Origin of the sequence: Nitrosospira briensis C-128, assembly GCF_000619905.2 — a bacterium.
Classification (GTDB): domain Bacteria; phylum Pseudomonadota; class Gammaproteobacteria; order Burkholderiales; family Nitrosomonadaceae; genus Nitrosospira; species Nitrosospira briensis.
The window spans coordinates 1051139-1068033 of the sequence record NZ_CP012371.1 but is presented as its reverse complement, the minus strand read 5'-3'; the positions used below and the strand labels follow the sequence as shown (position 1 = coordinate 1068033).

Sequence of the window (16895 nt, the reverse complement as noted above, 5' to 3'; positions counted from 1 at the left end):
ATTACTCCTCTTCTTTTGCCGTGCTTTCTTTCCCCACCGATCGAGCACGCTCCAGCTTGACCCAGGCTTCTAGTACGCAGGCCACGCTCCATGCTTGTGACGGGGCGCCACGCGAAGCATGAGGTGGTTCGCCGTCGAAAATTTCCGATATTGTACCCAGCCCCGCATCCAGCAGGTGATCACGAAAGGGAGCCAGGCGGGATTGAGCCATCTCGGCATCGCCCGTGACCCGATACTCCGCCATCGCATAATGAGGCAGTAACCAGCTCCAGACCGTACCCTGATGATACGCGGAATCTCGCTCCCATACACCGCCTCCATAGCGGGAACGGTAACCGGGATATTCCGGGGACAACGAGCGTAAACCGTAAGAAGTGAGCAAATGCCGCCTTGTCTCGGCCACCACCCGCGCCTGTGCCTGTGGCGCAAGCGGGGAGTAGTGCAGGGTCACCGCCATGATCTGGTTGGGGCGCACGCTGCCGTCATTTCCATCCGGGCCGTCCAGCACATCGTACAAACCCGCGTCCGGCTTCAGAAAACGGGAGAAACCGGATTGCGCATGCGCAGCCAGCGTTTTGAAGACTTGATTCTTTCTTTCCAGCAAGCGGCTGAACTCCGTCATGCACATGAGCGCGTTGAACCATAGCGCGTTGATCTCCACCGGTTTTCCGCACCGCGGCGTGATCACCTGATCGTTCACCTTGGCATCCATCCAGGTCAGTTGCATGCCGGGTTCGCCCGCACGCAACAGGCCATCCGCGGAGTCGACAATAATACCGTGGCGGGTGCCTCGCACATGCCACTCCACCATCGCCTGGAGTAAGGGATAAATTTCCCGCAGTGCCGCGATGTCATGGCTGGCGGCGATATAGGCGCGCCAGGCCTCGAAGTACCATAGCGCACCATCGACAGTATTGTATTGCGGTAGTCCGCCACTATCCGGGAATGTATTCGGAAGCATGCCCTGATCGATAAAACGGGCAAACGTCATGAGGATGCTCCGGGCAGAAGCATGGCGTCCGGTAACAAGCATCAACCCTGGCAGCGCGATCATCGCATCGCGCCCCCAGTCGCTGAACCAGGGGTAGCCCGCGATAATCGACTCTCCGCGCTTCTGTTTGTTTCCCTCTTCTTCCTTCAATGGCCGTACTATCGGAAAACTGTCTGCGGCCACGACAAGCTGATGGATCCACGGCGGCGCACAGCGTAATTCCGATGTTTGCGCCACGGCGGTTGCCAGCCGCGCGGCATCATGAGCGCGGCGGCGCAGCAGCAGGGTATCGCAGTGCAGTGGAGAACCATCCGCCAAGGTCGCGATCAGGCCGCTCCATTCAATGCTTAGCTGCAAACGCAAATGCGCAGCACAAAAGTGCGCGTCGCGGTCTGGAAGCCCCCGCTCGCGTTCCTGCGGAAGGTCGAAATCCTTGATCCACTGATGCCTGCGGAAGAGTTGGCCATCATGGGTGTGAAAATGTAGTGGCGGTCCACCGGGGTGCCTGACGCTGATATGCTTTTCATCGCCTTCAATAAGGGGGGCGAATTCCTGTGGCTGGCTTTCGCCATGATGATCGCGGCTATTCACGAGCAGGTCGATGCCGAGATGCACGGGACGCTCCACGGCCTGAATCAGGCGCCAGGCAATACAGGTCGTCTGCTCCGCCCGTTCCATCCAGATGCATTGCTCCAGGATCAGATCGCCAACGGCAAAGCGCCAGACCGGTATACCGCCATCCAGTCGGAACGATTCGATATGTATGAGTCCCTGGGGCTCAACCGCACCACTGCCCCAGCAATTGGTGAACAGCGGCCAGCTACGCTCGTTGTCATGCAAGGTGGCGTCGGCCTTGGCAAAAACCAGGCGACGGCCGAGAGGAGGATGTGCGGCAGCGATCAGGAGACCGTGATAACGACGAGTCAGACATTGCGCAATCGTGCCGCCAGCATACCCGCCGAGGCCATTTGCGAGCCACCATTCGCGCCGGCTGGCTTGGTCAAGATCGCAGCAGATGGCACGGCCGAAGTGAACGAATTTGGGCGGCTCCATTTTCGCTACTTCAAATCAAATGCATGAAAATTCCTTTCCGCTTGTGTCTTTAGTTCGTTTTCAGTTCGGCTGTCAGATGCGGTGCAATCACCTGCAACAGTTGTCCGAAAATTCTCGGATTTCCCGCAAGCACGTTACCGCTCTGCAAATAAGAGTCGTTACCTTCCATGTCACCCACGAGTCCGCCGGCTTCGGTAATAAGAAGGCAACCGGCAGCCATATCCCAGGGAGAGAGACCAAATTCCCAGAAGCCGTCATAGCGGCCCGCGGCTACGTAGGCCAGGTCCAGCGCGGCCGAGCCGGGGCGACGAATGCCGGCGACCCTGGGCATGATATCCTTGAACATCGCAAGATACGCTTCAGCATGCGTAAACTCGCGGAACGGAAAGCCCGTGCCAATCAGGGAATCAGCGAGCTGAGCGCGCTTGCTCACACGTAAACGATGATCGTTCAGATAGGCCCCCGCACCACGGCTGGCGGTAAATAGCTCATTGGCGGCCGGGTTGTAGACAACCGCCTGAAATAGTACATTTTTATGCATCAGTCCGATGGATACCGAATAATGCGGAAAGCCATGGAGAAAATTGGTGGTGCCATCGAGCGGGTCGATAATCCATTGGTACTCGGACTTGCCCGGATCACCTTGAGCGCCGCTTTCTTCTGCTAGAATGGAATGATTCGGGTAGGCATCCAGCAGTACCCCGATAATGGCTTCTTCAGCCGCACCGTCCACTTCACTGACAAAATCGCTGTGCGCTTTACGCGAGACATGCAGCAAATCGAGATTCTGCGCGGCACGATTGATGATACTGCCTGCGCGGCGTGCGGCTTTTACCGCAATGGTGAGCATAGGATGCATTGGCTGGATTCAGAGTGGATGAGCGTGAATCTTAACCTAAATCCGGCAATAAGGCGGGGTGGAGTGCTCGATCTGTCCTGTAACGGTTCAGCCCACCGGGCAAAGTGAAGGTCAAGTGGCACAAAAAGTCTTTGCTCTGCACCCCAAAAACCGCCCACTCCACCCCGTCCAACTGCCGGATTTAGGTTGAACTGAAATGAGCGATCAATTGCCTTATCCGGACTTGATATGAATCTTACCGATCCACTTGACAATGTTCGCGTGGTATTAAGCCATACCAGCCATCCGGGCAATATCGGCGCGGCGGCGAGAGCAATGAAGACGATGGGGCTGGATTCGCTCTATCTGGTGAATCCCAGATCGTTTCCAGACAAGGAAGCGGAAAGACGCGCCGCCGGCGCGTGGAGCGTGCTCAATAATGCCAAGGTTTGCCGGGATCTTGACGAGGCTCTAAGCGGCACGGTTCTGGCGGCGGCAATTACCGCACGCCAGCGCGATCTTTCGCATGAAGTTTTTGATGCCCGCCGGGGAGCGCAGGAACTGCTCTGTCATGCTCGGCAAAATCCGGTAGCACTGGTTTTTGGTACAGAAATGTCCGGTCTCACTACGCCGGAAGTAAGCAAGTGCCAAATTATCCTGCATATTCCCGCGAATCCCGAATATTCCTCCCTTAATCTCGCCAGCGCTGTGCAATTGATGGCGTATGAATTACGTATGGCGCTCCCATCGATCGAGCCTTTATCAACGACTGGCGTGCCAGCAGGCTTTGATGAAATCGAATTACTTTACCATCACCTGGAGCGGGTCGCGATCAATAGCGGTTTTCTGGATCCGCTGCAACCAAAACGGTTGATGCAGCGAATTCGACGGATGTTTGCCCGCACCCACCTGGAAAAGGAAGAAGTCAATATTTTGCGTGGTATGCTGGGTGCTTGCGAAAAACAGATGCAGGCCGCGCATCAGCGTATTTCTTCAAACAGTTCGACCGCTACTCCGGAAAATCTGGATTAGAACCTGTAGTTATCTGGCAGCCTGTCGGATTTCCCTATCTTTGCTTTCACCCTCATCATCCAATTACTTTTGCCGCAACGCGCTCCGCAAGAACCAAGCCAGAGGTTATCAGGCCGGTAAAGCGGAGAAAAGTTGACAACGGTCAAGTTTGATTCAAATTAGCTGAACAAAATAGTTGACCGGGATGGAGGGGATTCATATACTTGACTAACGTTGTCGGGTATTAAGCCGATAACTCCGGCAGATGTTAATTTGGTATAAATCCTATTGGGAGCGAAAAATGCGATTAACGACTAAGGGGCGTTTTGCGGTAACCGCGATGATTGATCTTGCGTTGCACAGTGCGCAGGGGCCGGTTACGCTGGCGGGTATCAGCGAACGGCAGAAAATTTCGTTGTCCTATCTGGAGCAATTATTTGGAAAACTGCGTCGTAATAAGCTAGTGGGTAGTGTGCGCGGACCGGGCGGCGGCTATCGCTTGACGAAACCGATGAACGAGGTATCCGTAGTAGACATCATTTTTGCGGTGGATGAGCCGATCGATGCAACGCAATGCGGGGGCAAGGAAAATTGCCATAACGATCAGCGTTGTATGACCCACGACCTGTGGGCCACTCTTAATGCCAGGATACGAGATTATCTGGCGTTGGTTACGCTGGATCAGCTCGTGGCAAATCCAAAGGTAAAGGATATTGCTGTACTGCAAGACATGAGGGCCTGCAAGAAATCTCATGAAACGGTTCTGGCTTGAGTGAGGGCTCATATCGACAAACGGCTCATATCTATCCAAACCAGATGTTCCAAAAATCAGTATTTGCCGGGAGCGGAGAAAGTGACTTACGCTTATTTCGACCATAACGCCACGACCGCGGTTGATGACGCAGTGCTGGATGCAATGCTGCCATATTTTCAAAAAGAGTACGGCAATCCTTCCAGTCGTCATGCGCCAGGCGTGGCTGCCCGCCGCGCAGTGAATCAGGCGCGGGAGCGGGTGGCGGATTCGGTAGGTGTGCAACCGGCGCAGGTTGTTTTCACGAGTGGCGGGTCGGAAGCGAATAACCTGTTCATCCAGGGAGCGGCAGGTTACCTGAAGCCGGCGCGAATTGCCGTGAGCGCGGTTGAGCATCCCTGTGTGATGCGATCCGCCCAAGCACTGGTCCGGAACCCGTATGGCTGGAATTTGCATCGGTTGACAGTAGATAGCCTGGGGCGGGTAGATGTGGCCGATCTGGATAATGCCTTGTCGGAACGGCAACCCGGCCTGGTATCGGTAATGCTCGCAAACAACGAAACGGGTGTTATTCAGGATGTAGCGGCGATTGCCGAGAAAGCGCGATCACTTGGCGCTTGGGTCCATACTGACGCAGTACAGGCGTTCGGCAAAATACCTGTGGATTTTGCTTCGCTCAATGTGCATGCGCTGACGTTGTCCGGCCACAAGATTTATGGACCCAAGGGCGCGGCGGCGTTGATTATCGATAAACGGTTATTACTTAAGCCCCTTATCTATGGTGGCGGTCATGAGAATGGGCTGCGCTCCGGTACTGAGAATGTTCCTGCCATTGTGGGACTTGGCGTGGCCTGTGGATTAGTCAAGGCAAGGATAGCGGAAAGAACGGGGCACATTTCGGCGTTGCACGTCCGACTGGAGCAAGGGTTGGTTGAGATGGGCGCTGTTATTTTCGGGTTAGGCGCCGCGCGTTTGCCCAATACCTGCTATTTTGCATTGCCTGACATCGAAGGCGACACGCTGGTCGTGCGCCTCGACAAAGCAGGTTTTGCAGTCGCAAGTGGAGCGGCTTGCTCCAGCGTAAATCCCGGCAGAAGCCATGTCCTGGACGCGATGGGGGTGGAATCCGCCTTGGCGCGCTGTGCGGTGCGTGTAAGCTTGGGCGGTGGCAATTCAGCGGCACAGGTGGAGGATTTTCTTAAGGCCTTAAGTAGCGTGGTTCAGGAATTAAAGCAAATGAACATGGCCTCGATTTGAGCACTACCTTGATTATGGATGGGCTCCTGGTGGGATTTATGGTCGAGCGCGGATCACGGCATTTGTCTTGAATGCCGGTCTCTTCCGGGTCCGCCCGTATCGTAGTCTTACAACTGCAAACTGCAGAATGAGTCGATGCTTAGCCTATCAGTCGAAAAGATGATTGACGGTATATTTTCCGTTCTCGCCGGAGGCACCAGGAAGCGTTAAACGGGGAAATATTGTCTTCCGGGAATAATTGAATAATCTTATCCGTTATCTGACTGTTTATGGTTATACTCTGATCTCATCCAGAGGGAATCGATGCCTCAATGATTCTCGGAAGTTCTAATCAACCGTGTCATTTCACTTAATTATCCAATCGTGAGACATAATTATTCTACTTCCCTCCTGTTGTTGATATGTATAGCGCTGCTATCGGGTTGCGCTACCACACGCCCGCACGATCAGAGTACAGAGTCGTTCGATCCGATCGATCCTTACGAAAGAATGAACCGCAAGTTCTATACGTTCACCGATGTACTTGACCGAAAGATCATGGAGCCGGTTGCCAATTTCTATATCGATTACCTGCCCAATCGTGCACAGCGGTCCGTCGGGAATTTTTTCGACAATCTCCAGTATCCGAATGTCATTCTGAATGACTTCCTGCAAGGCAAGGTACGGCAGGGATTTCGGGACAGTCTTCGTTTTGCCATCAATTCGACCATTGGCGGCGTTGGACTCTTCGACATGGCGTCACCTATGGGTTTGGCGCAGCACGACGAAGATTTTGGGCAAACACTGGGTGTATGGGGTGTTGATGCAAAAACCTATCTGTTTGTTCCTCTGCTTGGCCCCAGCAGTAACCGCGATGCACCGGGGATTCCTGTCACCGCCCTTACCAATGTTCTCTTTTGGACCGGTATTTTCGTAATCGGCGCACCTGTTACCGTGCCGCTTGGCGTTCTCGGTGCCATTGACAAGCGGGCGAGGCTGGCCGGCCCCATGCGCATTCGTGACCAGGCAGCGCTGGAGCCTTATCTCTTTGTGCGCGATGCGTACTTGCAGCAGCGCAAGCACGTGATTTATGACGGGGAGCCGCCACCCGAAGCTTACGATCAACCCGCCGAGGATCAGTCTGAGGATAAATCTGCCGATAAATCGACGGATAAATCTGTGGATAAATTATAGTAGCACCAAAGGTACCCAAGGGTGTTTGCGCGATGATATCGCAAACACCTCATCTTCCAGGCCGGGTTTCGCGCGATTATTCACCCGGAGGCGGATATTCAAAACATGAGCGAATTCAACCCCCGAGTTGTGCTTACCGTCCCTCCGGCGGGCCTCGTTCGTCTTACGCACATCATTTATTTATTGTATGGTTTCAGCGTCCTGATGGGTATTCTAGGGCCGGCGCTTATCATTGCGACATTTCTCAGCGGCTGGCCTTCAATTATCGCTGTGATCCTTAACTATCTGAAGCGTAAAGAAGTACGCCACACTTATCTTGATTCCCATTTCCGCTGGCAAATACGGACGTTCTGGTATGCCTTGCCCTGGTTGGTCATTGCGGCAATGCCTTTTGCAACAGTCATCGGTATCACATTTGCATACATACTCGCGGTAGGTACGGGTATCTGGGTCATCTACCGCGTCAGGCGCGGCTGGATGGCTCTTAATGAAGGCAGGTCCATGCCGCTCTGAACCGGCATCCCATCGGATCGAAACATTCCCCGATCCGCTACACGTCCTCAATTCAAGTTTGTACGGTGGGCTGGGTATGCTCGACTCGTTTATCCCATCCATTGATGGTTTTACTGCCATCATGGTCACCCCGAGCTTTCTTCCACTGATTTGATCCACGAGGCCTCGTACCTATGTGTGTCGCCGTACAGAACCACCTGTTCTCGGGCATTAACATCTCACCAGCCTAAGCTTTCAATAGCAGAGATGGTGTCCTGGAAACGAGCCTAAAAACGTCAATACATCGCGGCTAAACGCACACTCTCGGCTATGCATTGCGAGACATATTCTTCCGATACGACAACCGATACTGGGATTTATCATGCCTCCGCCTCAAAGCCCCAAGCAGAACAGAATGCTGGCAGCACTTTCCCTTGCGGACTACACACATCTGCTACCTCTCCTTGAGCTGGTATCGATGCCGGCGGGTTACGTAATTTATGAGATTGGGCTCCCCATAAGGTATCTATATTTTCCGACGAGCTGCATCGTCACGCGGCTGTATGAGACTGAAAACGGCGCGTGCACCCAGATCGGCATCATCGGTAATGAAGGCGTGGTCGATATTTCTGTTCTTTTTGGCGGCGAGAGCAGCCACGCTCGCGTGATAGTGCAGAGCACAGGTGAAGCTTATCGGATCAAAACTGGCTTATTAAAAAGTGAATTTGAGGCGGGAACCGAGCTACGACATTTCCTCCTGCGTTTTGCACATGCGCTGATGATCCAGACGGAACAGATAGCGGTTTCAAATCGATATCATACTGTCGATCAGCAGCTTGCCTACTTTCTGCTGATGAGCCTGGACCGCCTCTCGGGCAATGAGCTTCACATCACGCATGAACAGGCTGGAATTATGCTGGGAGTACGCCGGGAAAGCGTAACGGTAGCAGCGAACAAACTACACATGGCCGGTGCGATTCATTGCAGACGAGGCCACATCGCGATAGCGGACCGCAATCAACTGGAAGCCAGCGCGGGCGAGAACTACAAGATCGTAAAAGAAGAGTATGAGCGGTTGCTGGAAACTTATCTATCGTCCGCCACCTATTTTGGACGGCTTCCCGAGAAACAATTCAAGCGGTTTTTCCAATCAATCGAGTAGGTCACAACTTTTCCCGAACATGACAGTCGCCTTGAGAAAGGAAACAAGGCGAGGCGTCTACTGTCGAGCGTGAGATCGGAAGAGAGAATGCTCAATCCCCAGCAGTCTGTCGGACTTAAAGGAAATCGGTTGCAAAAGCGTCTGGGCGGTTCATATTTCGCCGCTTTTTCGGCCAATAGAATAACTATTAGCCTTCAAAATCCTCAAAATCTGCCCTCGCCCAGTCACTTTTTCGCTGTGATTCTTCAAGCCTGACAGGCTGCTAGTGTGCGGTTTCGCACAGACCTGTTACCTGAGGCATGGGACTATTCACGCTGATTAATTAAACGTGTGGGATATCCGAAAAAAATGAACGTGAAGAGCTGATAACGCTTCCCGCGATCAAGAATGGAGATCTACCATGAAAAGACTGGGTTTTCTGATGTTTGGCTTAGGGTTGACCACGGGAAGCGTTTTCGGCCAGAACGATTACGACACCCGCTCGGCAGATCCGCAATCGCAGGATGCTGTCGTTCGCGCTCAGACCGTGCGCGAAACACGCGTTACCCGGCCAGAACAGCAGAAGAATGAGCACGACCGTTCCAGCGAATTTGCTGCCCCGAATGCGATGCCTTCTTCGCCCGCTTTTGAAAATCAGCCCGACAAGGGAAAGACATTGGGATTCGAATTTTATCGTGATCCCCTGAACGCGAAAAAGCCGATGCAGACCTTCGAGGAAACCATGAAAGCCGATGTGGCCGCTCGTCCCAAGGTCATGAAAACACAGCGAGAACTCCTCTTGCGGCGATACGATTTAACTCCCCGGCTTGATAGAGAAGCGAAAATGTCGCGTGGAAAACCTCTGGCTGTTGGGCCGACAGCGCGTCTACCCGCGGGAATGACCTGGCAAAAATTAGCCGACATGTCTCCACCGGAAATACGGGTAAAAAACATGTTCCCGTATCCGGCGTTACCTCACCCGAAGCAATCCCCAGGGGGACAAGTCTTCACCCAGGCTCAGATCGACATGTTTCCACGCCTGGAGCGGTTTGACGTCGAACATGATTTGCCCGAAGCATTTCTTCCGGAATTCCCTCCGGCCATGTTTCTTCAGAACCGGCCTGAACTAGGAGACGTCTCGCGGGGCGAAGTAGTATCGATCAACAATTATTATCGCCTGTTCAAGGATATCCTGACACCAGTACAACTGGATGGTCTGAGGATGCTGCTCACCCCTTTCCCGCAGGAAGAATTCAACCCGACGGACGATCGCAAAAGTGCCCAACCCAGCCTGGGAGTGACTTGTCTCGACTGCCATGTAAATGGTCATACGACAGGGCAGTTTCATCTCAGCCCCGATATCCGGCCCGAGGAGCGGCGTTTTCGCCTCGATACGGTCAGCTTGCGCGGGTTATTCAACCAGCAGATTCATGGTTCCAAGCGCAGCCTTCGTTCGGTGGAAGACTTCACCGAGTTCGAATTCCGTACCGCCTACTTCAATGGAGACGCGATCCATTCGATGAAAAAGGGCCTTACGATATTCGATCGAATTCACGTGAGTCATATGGCGCAGCTTCAGAATATGCTGGATTTCCCCCCCGCGCCAAAACTCAATACGCAAGGTCGGCTCGATCCGTCCAAAGCGACCGCACATGAACTTCGCGGTGAAAAAGTTTTTTTCGGGAAGGGTCAGTGCGTGAGCTGTCATCAGCCGCCCTCTTTTCTTGATCAGCAAATGCACGACCTGAAACTCGAACGCTTCGTAAACGAGCCAGGAGACGGACCAATAAAGACCTTCACGTTGCGAGGCATCAAGGATAGCCCCCCTTATCTGCATGATGGCCGTTTGCTGACCCTCGAAGATACGGTTGAATTCTTCAATCTCGTGTTGCAGCTCAAACTGACAGATGAAGAGAAATCCGACTTGGTAGCTTATATGCGCCAACTATAGTTAACGCTTCGCAGCTTCGGCGCAAGAGAAAAAATGGATTTATATGTATTGAATGAAACACAGTGAACACATCCTTAGAATTTTATGACTGGAATATAAACGATCGATGTAAAGATGACGACATAATCAGGGAGAGGACTCATGAGTATTTCCGCTGCAACTGCAACTCCAAACCGAAAAGAAGTCGTGTCATTTAGTGGCGCATCTATTCGTAAATCGACAAAATTGGTGCGAAAGGCCGTATTCCCCGTCGCGGGGCTCGGCACGCGTTTTCTGCCTGCAACCAAGGCGGTAGCTAAAGAAATGTTGCCAATCGTGGATCGGCCACTGATTCAATATGCGGTGGATGAAGCAGCGGCGGCAGGTATCGAAGAGATCGTTTTTGTCACTCATCGCAGCAAGCGATCTATTGAAGACCATCTCCATCGTGCGGTGGAACTGGAAAACGAACTGGCTTCACAAGAGAAACATGCGTCATTGAAGATGTTGCGGCAACTCACACCCAACGGGGTCCGTTTCACTTTTGTGCGCCAGGAAGAGCCCAGGGGACTGGGACACGCGATTTTATGCGCTCAGCATCAAATCGGGAACGAGCCTTTTGCTGTGCTGCTTCCGGATGATCTGATTGATGCCCAACCCCCTGTACTGGCGCAGATGATTTCCCAGTACGAGCAAGCACCGAGCAGTCTCGTGGCTGTCCGGACGGTGCCCCGCGAAGACACCTGTCATTATGGAATTGTGGACGCTTTCGGGGAGGATGCCGAAAGCCGCACCATGAAAATTCGAAACGTAGTGGAGAAGCCTTCGCCCGATGTGGCCCCGTCCAACTTGGCTATCGTAGGTCGTTATATTCTTTCGCCCACGATTTTCGAATGCCTCGCAAATCTGGACCCTGGGGTAGGGGGAGAAATCCAGCTTACGGACGGCATCGCGCGTCTTCTCAAACTGGAATCCGTGGTGAGCTACCGTTACCAGGGCAGGCATTATGATTGCGGCAGCAAGATAGGTTTTTTGGAAGCCACGGTAGCTTATGGTTTGCAGCATCCCGAGGTAGGCAGGCAATTCCGGGAAGTGATACTGCGAGTAGGGCGTGAACTCGCGTCCGAACGTTCCTATCCATCGAATCTCGCTATCGACAAGCCTGTTGCTCGTTCGGTAGTGTTGAAGAGTGCCTCAGCCTGAACAATCCAGACTAGGCTTCCGGATCAGTGCTGAGTTGGGGGGCGCCGTGCTTCTGATGTAGTTTGTTTCGGGACTTTTAATAACAGTGGGATTTCAAGAAAGCGGTCCATCTCATTTCATGGAACCAGGTGTGACTACACATCCCGATTGTTGTCGCTGGTTCCGATGGCCATCATTTCGCCGAAACGTATGGCTCGCATGGGCGTCCAAAATGAATTGAATTGCATTGTATTTTTGGGAAATAACATCACCACCGTTGAGCCTAGCTGAAAACGGCCCATTTCATCGCCTTTTCTGAGGATCAGGTTTTGCGAATCGTACCGCCATTCGCGAACACGTCCAGGGCGTTTAGGATTCACGACACCATGCCACGTCGTGGCAATACTTCCAACAATGGTGGCGCCTACCAGCGCTAGCACAAATGGCCCACGCTCCGACTCGAATACACAAATGACACGCTCGTTGCGGGCGAAAAGGCTTGGAATGCCGCGGGCTGTAAGAGGATTTACGGAGAACAACACGCCTGGGACATATATCATACGAGTCAATCGGCCATCGCAAGGCATATGTACCCGATGGTAGTCCTTAGGGCTCAGATACAGCGTCGCAAACTTACCTCCGCGAAATTTCTCAGCCAACTCGCTATCGCCGCCGACCAACGCGGTCGTAGAATAATTATGCCCCTTGGCCTGAAATATTTGATCGCCGCGAATAACGCCTAGCTGACTTATACTGCCGTCGACCGGACAAATAAAGTCCGCTTGGGCCAGGGGCCGCTTCCCGGGGAGCAACGCGCGAGTAAAAAAATCATTAAAGGTCCTATAACTGTGAATATCCGGATTAATCGTTTCGTCCATATTCACATCGTAGCGCTTGATGAACCAACGAATCAAAAATGCCGTCAGACGACCCGCGCGGGCGCTTGCAACCTTTCCGGCAAACACGGTAATTGCCTGCTTGGGTAGCAGATATTGCGGAAGAACCGAAAAAGACGCCTTGGACACTTTGGGTACCTTTGGAAGCCGGACGGTAATTATATTAGGTTGGGTAAATTAAGTCTTGCTAAAACGCCTTGTGGATTTCGTTTGTGCTCTATGGATCAAAAATATTTTGACCGCTCAATATTTTTTCGACACGAGTAGGTCATAAAAAATTCCCACCGGATTCCACACAGCGATATCGTACACCGGGCAAGTCATTTACCGTAAATGACTTGTACTATGCTTAATAGGAGAACCTTTTCAGGTACATCGTATTTTTTCCAGTAGTAGGGATTGGAGCCACGCTGATTTTTGGAAGCGCTTCAGCCGTTATCCGAACTGACCAATGGCGTGCCCGATATTGTCCGGATACATCTGGCGCCATCTATCCTCGACAATAGCGAATGATGGTTGACGGAAAAACTAACCCGAGCTCGCAATGGTATCCACGTGCGCTTCGGTACCATCCAGCAGTTGTCTTGTTTGTTCTTCCTGCTGTTGCAGTTCCCACATGTGGGCATAGGTACCGTTTGCTGCAAGCAGCTCCCAGTGGGTGCCACGTTCAATAATACTACCGCTGTCCATGACCAGAATCTGGTCGGCATCCGCGATAGTGGACAATCGATGCGCAATGGTCAGTGTAGTCCGATCCACGGCAATACGCTTCAACTCTGCCTGGATGGCTTTTTCCGATTTTGAATCGAGTGCCGACGTGGCCTCATCGAAAATAATAATTTTGGGATTTTTCAGAATTGCGCGTGCAATCGCGACACGTTGTTTTTCTCCACCCGAAAGTTTCAATCCTCGTTCTCCTACCGTAGTTTCATACTTTCCCGGCAGGCTTTCGATGAAGTCGTGAATGTGCGCCAGCCTGGCGGCTTCGAGTACTTCTTCGCGGGCAGCATCCGGGCGCCCGTAGGCAATATTGTAATAAATACTGTCATTGAACAGCACGGTGTCCTGGGGCACGATGCCCACCGCTGCACGCAGGCTTTGTTGAGTGACATCGCGAATATCCTGATTGTTTATCAAAATACGGCCGCTGTTGATATCGTAGAAACGGAACAGCAGGCGGGCCAATGTCGACTTACCGGATCCGCTATGTCCGACCACTGCTACGTTACGCCCAGCCGGTATGTCGAAGCTCACGTTAAACAGAATCTGGCGATTGGGCTCATAGCTAAAATTCACTTCCTCAAAGCGAACCGCTGCATGTTCGGGAATGAGATCGGCTGCGTCTGATTTGTCTTTTATCTCCTCATTCTCCGCCAATAAGCTGAACATTTTTTCCATATCCGCCAGGGAATGCTTGATTTCGCGATAAACGAATCCCAGAAAATGCAGAGGCATATATAGCTGGAGCATAAAGGTGTTGACCAGTACGAGATCGCCTAACGACATGGTGCCCTCGATGACGCCATCCGCTGCCAACCACAGCAGCAGGGTGACACCGACCGCGATGATGGCACTTTGCCCGGAATTGAGCGCTGCCAGCGAAGTCTGGTTTCGCACGGCCGCAGTCTCCCACTTTTGCATATGCTCGTCGTAGCGCCGCGCCTCCCATGACTCATTGCCAAAATATTTGACTGTTTCATAGTTCAGCAAACTGTCTATGGCCTGGGTATTGGCTTTCGAATCCATGTCGTTCATGGTGCGACGAAAGATCATGCGCCACTCGGTAACGATCAGCGTGAGTGCAATATAGGCAGCCAGCGTCGCAAAAATAACCACGGAGAACCAAATGTCGTATCTGGAGAGAAGAATAGCGGCTACCAAGCCGATTTCCAGCAGCGTAGGCAGAATGTTGAACAACATGAAGTTAAGCAAAAACGAGATACCTCGCGTGCCGCGTTCGATGTCGCGGGAGACGCCGCCTGTTTGACGTTCCAGGTGAAAACGCAGCGACAATGCATGCAAGTGGTTGAACACTCTGATTGCTACCCGCCGAATGGCGCGCTGTGTCACCTTGGCGAATACGGCATCGCGCAGTTCACCGAACAGCGTGCTGCACAGGCGCAAGATACCGTAACCCAAGAGCATCAGAGCCGGCAGAACCATCAGCGCGCGCGGACGGTCAAGCGCGTCTATGATTTCCTTGAGAATCAGCGGTACAGATACGTTGGCGAGCTTGGCCAGGATCAGCAGTGTCAGTGCCGTGATTACCCGGCCTTTGAATTCCCACAGATAGGGCAGCAAAGAACGAATAGTCTGCAAATCGTTGCGATTGGCGGATGGTTTTTCCAGGCGGGTGGGACGCATCAGTTATTTTTTTGAATGAATGTCAAATGGTTGAATAAGTATAACGTGGTGCTGTCGCTAATGACGTGGCAGATGACCCGCAGGCATGTCGTTCCGCTATGCAAAAAAAAAGGGCGCCCGAGTGGGCGCCCTCATGTCACGCTTTGATAATTTCAGTGTTGTTTTATTATGAATTGATATATCAGATCAACCGATTGACGGTATCACATTCGCTCCCTCATCGCCATCCAGATCTACCGCGCCTTCCTTGAACACCCGGCTTGCGCGGATGTCTTCGGCTTCGATAGTCATCAGATCTATTCGCGAAAGGTTTTTCTTCGCCCCGGCGAACAGGCGATTGGCTTGGCGCAGCCGCGCTCGATCAAGCGCATTGCGAACGGAACGGGCATTCGCAAAATGCTCCAGCTTCATTCTTAGCCCGATATATTCGCGAAAAGCTTTCTCGCCCTCCGGGCTGAAGCGGTAGTTTTGCGCAGCCAGCATGAGCTTGGCGATGGCGACCAACTCATCGGCGCCATAGTCCGGGAAGTCGATATGATGCGCTATGCGCGAACGCATGCCCGGGTTGCTATGGAAAAATTTATCCATCCGGTCTTTGTAGCCAGCCAATATTACAACCAGGTCTTCCCGGTTGTTCTCCATGGCCTGTAACAGAATCTCTATCGATTCGGCACCATAGTCGCGTTCATTCTCGGGTTTATAAAGATAGTAGGCTTCGTCAATGAACAGGACGCCGCCCATTGCTTTCTTCAATACCTCTTTGGTTTTAGGTGCGGTGTGGCCGATATATTGACCCACCAGGTCATCACGTGTGACCGAGACAAGATGCCCTTCACGCACATATCCCAGGCGGTGCAGGATTTCGGACATGCGTAACGCCACGGTTGTCTTCCCGGTACCGGGGTTGCCGGTGAAACACATGTGCAGGCTGGGTGCGCCGGCGGTCAGATCCAGTTTTTTGCGCAGGCGATCGACAAGCAACAGCGCAGCTGTTTCGCGAATACGCGTTTTAACCGGCTTAAGGCCGATCAACTCGAGATCCAGCTTGTCCAACACCTCCTTGATGTTGGAGTCGCGAAATTCCGCAGCCAGATCGACCGGATTATCATCATCCGAAGAAATGGGTTCTTTTGAAGGTTTTTTCACGTTTGATCCATACAAAATAGCCATACAAAGCTTGTACGGGGAAAATTATAAAGTTATTCGCGCCCGCCAGACACCATAGGTGTCGCGTGTGCCGCCTTGCTACTAATTGAAATCAGGGTAGTGCTAAGAGCAACCAGGGAAGAGGCAGAAGGCGATTGAGCGCTGTTGGCTACCCATTCGTTTCCTGCCCCCAATCAACCCCTATCCGTCAAAAGGGATAGGGGAGATCTGATTAATACCGCTCGGCTTCCGGTTTGTCGGTTGCGTAGGAATGAATGGTGTAGCGAATGCAGCGACCTTCCGTTTCCTGACGTACCACGCCAAAGCCCGGTTCGGTTTTGGGACGGTTGACGATGTACGACATGGTTGGACTCTCGACTCCACGAGTGGAGTTGAATGCCGTTACCCGTATGTAATGATTCGGATAGGTTTTACGGCAGTCATTGATCTCGCCCAATATGCCGGCGGGATCCTTCAGATCGAACATCGGATTGCCAAACATCTCCCAATAAGTGTTGCGTGGATGCGGGTCATCGGTATATTCAATGCCTATTGCCCAATTGTTCTTCAGCGCATATTTAATTTGCGCCGAGATTTGTTTGTCCGTCAATGGGGGCAGGAAAGAAAACTGCCCCTGCGTGACGAGATTTCCTACATTGGTCATCATGGT

General features: G+C 52.6%; 14 protein-coding genes. 8 read left to right on the top strand and 6 right to left on the bottom strand.

Annotated features, from left to right (window positions below; translation table 11 throughout):
• Position 1: 1 nt before the first annotated feature.
• Together F822_RS04875 and F822_RS04870 are read right to left on the bottom strand one after the other, a co-directional pair.
• Positions 2-2044, bottom strand: coding sequence for an amylo-alpha-1,6-glucosidase (locus tag F822_RS04875; protein ID WP_025040311.1), 2043 nt, complete (start codon positions 2042-2044; stop codon positions 2-4).
• 49 nt (positions 2045-2093) lie between these two features.
• Positions 2094-2903 carry an inositol monophosphatase family protein gene (locus F822_RS04870; RefSeq protein ID WP_025040310.1) on the bottom strand — a complete coding sequence of 270 codons (810 nt, stop codon included), beginning with the start codon at positions 2901-2903 and terminating at the stop codon, positions 2094-2096.
• Positions 2904-3131: 228 nt separating this feature from the next.
• Here F822_RS04870 and F822_RS04865 point away from each other — a divergent pair, with 228 nt between their 5' ends.
• The 8 genes from F822_RS04865 to galU all read left to right on the top strand — a co-directional run bounded on the left by F822_RS04865 (position 3132) and on the right by galU (position 11840).
• Entirely contained in the window at positions 3132-3914 is a 783-nt protein-coding gene (locus F822_RS04865; RefSeq protein WP_025040309.1) for an RNA methyltransferase, read from the top strand.
• Positions 3915-4194: 280 nt separating this feature from the next.
• Complete coding sequence (gene iscR, locus F822_RS04860) at positions 4195-4665, top strand: Fe-S cluster assembly transcriptional regulator IscR (RefSeq protein ID WP_025040308.1); 471 nt, start codon at positions 4195-4197, stop codon at positions 4663-4665.
• 81 nt (positions 4666-4746) lie between these two features.
• Entirely contained in the window at positions 4747-5901 is a 1155-nt protein-coding gene (locus F822_RS04855; protein WP_025040307.1) for a cysteine desulfurase family protein, read from the top strand.
• A gap of 363 nt (positions 5902-6264) precedes the next feature.
• On the top strand, positions 6265-7074 hold the full coding sequence (locus F822_RS04850) for an MlaA family lipoprotein (protein WP_025040306.1): 810 nt from the start codon (positions 6265-6267) through the stop codon (positions 7072-7074).
• Between the two features lie 105 nt (positions 7075-7179).
• Entirely contained in the window at positions 7180-7587 is a 408-nt protein-coding gene (locus tag F822_RS04845; RefSeq protein ID WP_025040305.1) for a DUF4870 family protein, read from the top strand.
• Between the two features lie 361 nt (positions 7588-7948).
• Positions 7949-8728, top strand: coding sequence for a Crp/Fnr family transcriptional regulator (locus F822_RS04840; protein WP_025040304.1), 780 nt, complete (start codon positions 7949-7951; stop codon positions 8726-8728).
• A 400-nt stretch (positions 8729-9128) separates the two neighbouring features.
• Positions 9129-10658 (top strand): cytochrome b6, encoded by a 1530-nt coding sequence (locus tag F822_RS04835; protein ID WP_025040303.1) that lies wholly within the window; start codon positions 9129-9131, stop codon positions 10656-10658.
• Positions 10659-10799: 141 nt separating this feature from the next.
• On the top strand, positions 10800-11840 hold the full coding sequence (gene galU, locus F822_RS04830) for a UTP--glucose-1-phosphate uridylyltransferase GalU (protein WP_082204598.1): 1041 nt from the start codon (positions 10800-10802) through the stop codon (positions 11838-11840).
• Positions 11841-11974: 134 nt separating this feature from the next.
• Here galU and asd read toward each other — a convergent pair whose 3' ends face one another.
• From asd to F822_RS04810, 4 genes are all read right to left on the bottom strand, one after another.
• Positions 11975-12844, bottom strand: coding sequence for an archaetidylserine decarboxylase (asd, locus tag F822_RS04825; RefSeq protein WP_025040301.1), 870 nt, complete (start codon positions 12842-12844; stop codon positions 11975-11977).
• A gap of 399 nt (positions 12845-13243) precedes the next feature.
• The gene (locus tag F822_RS04820) at positions 13244-15079 is read right to left on the bottom strand and encodes an ABCB family ABC transporter ATP-binding protein/permease (RefSeq protein WP_025040300.1); all 1836 of its coding nucleotides are present in this window, start codon (positions 15077-15079) and stop codon (positions 13244-13246) included.
• A gap of 186 nt (positions 15080-15265) precedes the next feature.
• The gene (gene cbbX / locus F822_RS04815) at positions 15266-16225 is read right to left on the bottom strand and encodes a CbbX protein (protein WP_025040299.1); all 960 of its coding nucleotides are present in this window, start codon (positions 16223-16225) and stop codon (positions 15266-15268) included.
• Positions 16226-16457: 232 nt separating this feature from the next.
• Complete coding sequence (locus F822_RS04810) at positions 16458-16892, bottom strand: ribulose bisphosphate carboxylase small subunit (RefSeq protein WP_025040298.1); 435 nt, start codon at positions 16890-16892, stop codon at positions 16458-16460.
• Positions 16893-16895: the final 3 nt, after the last annotated feature.

Bases quoted from the DNA above. Each gene is read 5' to 3' on its own strand.
- F822_RS04875 (WP_025040311.1), bottom strand. From the start codon at position 2,044: ATGGAGCCGCCCAAATTCGTTCACTTCGGCCGTGCCATCTGCTGCGAT.
- F822_RS04870 (WP_025040310.1), bottom strand. From the start codon at position 2,903: ATGCATCCTATGCTCACCATTGCGGTAAAAGCCGCACGCCGCGCAGGC.
- F822_RS04865 (WP_025040309.1), top strand. From the start codon at position 3,132: ATGAATCTTACCGATCCACTTGACAATGTTCGCGTGGTATTAAGCCAT.
- iscR (WP_025040308.1), top strand. From the start codon at position 4,195: ATGCGATTAACGACTAAGGGGCGTTTTGCGGTAACCGCGATGATTGAT.
- F822_RS04845 (WP_025040305.1), top strand. From the start codon at position 7,180: ATGAGCGAATTCAACCCCCGAGTTGTGCTTACCGTCCCTCCGGCGGGC.
- F822_RS04840 (WP_025040304.1), top strand. From the start codon at position 7,949: ATGCCTCCGCCTCAAAGCCCCAAGCAGAACAGAATGCTGGCAGCACTT.
- F822_RS04835 (WP_025040303.1), top strand. From the start codon at position 9,129: ATGAAAAGACTGGGTTTTCTGATGTTTGGCTTAGGGTTGACCACGGGA.
- galU (WP_082204598.1), top strand. From the start codon at position 10,800: ATGAGTATTTCCGCTGCAACTGCAACTCCAAACCGAAAAGAAGTCGTG.
- F822_RS04820 (WP_025040300.1), bottom strand. From the start codon at position 15,079: ATGCGTCCCACCCGCCTGGAAAAACCATCCGCCAATCGCAACGATTTG.
- F822_RS04810 (WP_025040298.1), bottom strand. From the start codon at position 16,892: ATGATGACCAATGTAGGAAATCTCGTCACGCAGGGGCAGTTTTCTTTC.